Source organism: Paracoccus mangrovi (assembly GCF_042648425.1).
Taxonomy (GTDB): domain Bacteria; phylum Pseudomonadota; class Alphaproteobacteria; order Rhodobacterales; family Rhodobacteraceae; genus Paracoccus; species Paracoccus mangrovi.
Genome location: NZ_JBHRXJ010000041.1, coordinates 1 through 2,464, shown reverse-complemented (window position 1 = coordinate 2,464; position 2,464 = coordinate 1). Strand labels below are relative to the sequence as shown.

At 64.3% G+C, this 2,464-nt stretch carries 3 protein-coding genes; all 3 read left to right on the top strand.

The genetic code is table 11. The features are described from left to right. Positions 1-168 precede the first annotated feature (168 nt). Genes ACFOMH_RS20510 through tnpC form a run of 3 tightly spaced genes read left to right on the top strand, consistent with a single transcriptional unit; the run spans position 169 to position 2,435 of the window. Positions 169-474: a transposase gene (locus ACFOMH_RS20510; RefSeq protein ID WP_139616678.1), complete on the top strand. Its 306-nt coding sequence runs from the start codon at positions 169-171 to the stop codon at positions 472-474. Then, on the top strand, positions 471-824 hold the full coding sequence (tnpB, locus tag ACFOMH_RS20505; protein WP_143795164.1) for an IS66 family insertion sequence element accessory protein TnpB: 354 nt from the start codon (positions 471-473) through the stop codon (positions 822-824). Before ACFOMH_RS20510 ends, tnpB begins: the two co-directional genes overlap by 4 nt. A 54-nt stretch (positions 825-878) precedes the next feature. Further along, positions 879-2,435, top strand: coding sequence for an IS66 family transposase (gene tnpC / locus ACFOMH_RS20500; RefSeq protein ID WP_143795163.1), 1,557 nt, complete (start codon positions 879-881; stop codon positions 2,433-2,435). Positions 2,436-2,464 lie beyond the last annotated feature (29 nt).

The window sequence follows — 2,464 nt, the reverse complement described above, 5'->3', positions numbered from 1 at the left end:
GTAAGCGTTCTCTGCCCCCCACCTTCCGCGCGGCATTCTGATCGGTTCATTGGACCGCGATGATTGTTGGGACGGAGTTTCTCCATGGAGTCTGCATTGGAGCTTCTCCCGGCTGGCGGCCGCGGCCGTCGGAACCGGAAGTGGCCGGATGAGGTAAAGGCGCGGATTGTGGCGGAGACGCTGATGCCGGGCGTGACCGTGAATACCGTTGCGCGGCGGCACGGGGTGCCGGCGAACCATGTCTCTTCTTGGCGGACGCTGGCGCGGAAAGGGCGACTGGTGCTGCCTGCTCCTGAAGATCCGGTAGAGTTTGCGGCGCTGTTGCTCGGCCCCGCTGAAGATGCGCCGCGGGCCGATGTCGGTGCCGTGGCCCGGCCGGAGATCGTCGCGGGCGCGGTGGTGATCCGTCTGGAAGCCGGGGCCTCGGCGGAGCGGATTGCCATGGTCGTGCGCGCCCTGGCGGCTACCCCATGATCTTCCCCTCCAACCGCGTGAGGATCATGGTTGCGACCAAACCCGTCGATTTCCGCAAGGGGCATGATGGCCTGGCTGCACTGGTGTCGTCGGTGCTGCGCAAGGATCCGTTCACCGGCACGGTGTTCGTGTTCCGCTCGCGCCGGGCGGACAGGCTGAAGCTTTTGTATTGGGACGGCACCGGTCTGGTAATGGCTTACAAGCGGCTGGAGGATACAACCTTTACCTGGCCGGCCGTCAAGGACGGGATCATGGCGCTGAACCATGCCCAGTTTGAGGCGCTGTTTGCCGGGCTCGACTGGCGCAAGGTCAAAGCTCTGGAAACCCGCCCCCCTGCTGCGGCAGAATGAATCAGTTGTCTGATTTTCCATGTTTTTGCCGGAGATCCTTGATAAAATCAGAGCATGTTCGCAGCCTCTGTTCTCGATCTTTCCGCCATTCCCAACGCGCAGCGCGCGGCGGTTCAGGCGTTGCTGGAAGAGGTGGCGGCTCTCAAGGACATCACTAGACGCCAGGAGCACCTGATCGCCGAGCTGAACCATGCCCTGCATGGCAAGCGGTCGGAAAAGCTGACCGAGGATGAGCGGCAGCTGGCTTTCGAGGACCTGTCCATTGCGTTGGCCGAGGTCGAGGCTTCGAGGGAAACGCAGGCCACCAGGGCGGGCAAGGGGGCGACCAGGCCCGCGCCGAAGCGCAATATCGGCAACCTGCCGGCTGCACTGCCGCGTATCGAAGAAGTCATCGAGCCCGCCAGCCTGATCTGCCCCTGCGGCTGCGGCATCATGCACAAGATCGGTGAAGACCGCAGCGAGCGGCTGGACATCGTGCCTGCCCAGCTGCGCGTCATCGTCACCGTCCGCCCGAAATATGCCTGCCGGTCCTGCACCGACGGCGTCACTCAGGCACCAGCACCCTCCCGCCTGATCACGGGCGGGCTGCCGACCGAGGCGACGCTCGCCCATGTGCTGGTCAGCAAGTATGCGGACCATCTGCCGTTGTATAGACAGAGCCAGATCCTGGCGCGGGCGGGCCTTGATCTGCACCGCGCCGTTCTGGCCGATTGGGTGGGCAAGGCCGCATTCCATCTGACGCCGGTGGTGGATCGGCTGGCCGAGCATCTCAAACGGTCGGGCAAGCTGTTCATGGACGAAACGACGGCCCCGGTGCTGGACCCGGGGCGCGGGACGACAAAAACCGGATATCTCTGGGCACTGGCGCGCGATGACCGGCCCTGGGGCGGCGAGGACCCGCCCGGCGTGGTCTACTTCTATGCCCCCGGCCGCGCGGGCGAGAATGCCGAGACCTTCCTGACCGGCTTCGATGGCATTCTGCAAATCGACGGTTACACAGGCTATAACCGGCTGACCAAACCCTCGCGCAAGGGCGGTGCCCCCATTCGGGTCGCGCATTGCTGGGCGCATGCAAGGCGCAAACTAAAGGAAGTCTTCGACCGCGATGGCTCCGACATCGCTGCTGAGGGGCTGCGCCGCATCGCCGAGTTCTACGCCGTCGAGGCCGACATCCGCGGTGTCTCGCCCGGCCAGCGCCTCTCGGCCCGCCAAGCCCGCACCGCACCGCTGGTGGCAGCCTTCGGCGGCTGGCTGCAGGCGCAACGCCGAAAGATCTCCACCAAATCCCGGTTGGGCGAAAAACTCACCTACATCCATAACCACTGGGAAGGGCTGCAAGCCTTCCTGACCGACGGGCGCATCGAGATCGACTCCAACAGGGTCGAAAATCTGATCCGCCCCATCACCCTCAATCGCAAGAATGCGCTCTTCGCAGGTCACGACGAAGGCGGCGTTGCTTGGGGCCGCATCGCCTCGTTGATCGAGACCTGCAAGATCAACGGCATTGAGCCCTTTGCCTATCTGAAGGCCACCCTCACGGCGATCGCCACCGGCCATCCACAAAGCCGCCTCGATGACCTGCTACCGTGGAACTTCAAGCCGTCAAGCTAAGTCGACAGTGGGGGCCAGCGACCGCTTAC

Bases quoted from the DNA above. Each gene is read 5' to 3' on its own strand.
- tnpC (WP_143795163.1), top strand. From the start codon at position 879: ATGTTCGCAGCCTCTGTTCTCGATCTTTCCGCCATTCCCAACGCGCAG.
- tnpB (WP_143795164.1), top strand. From the start codon at position 471: ATGATCTTCCCCTCCAACCGCGTGAGGATCATGGTTGCGACCAAACCC.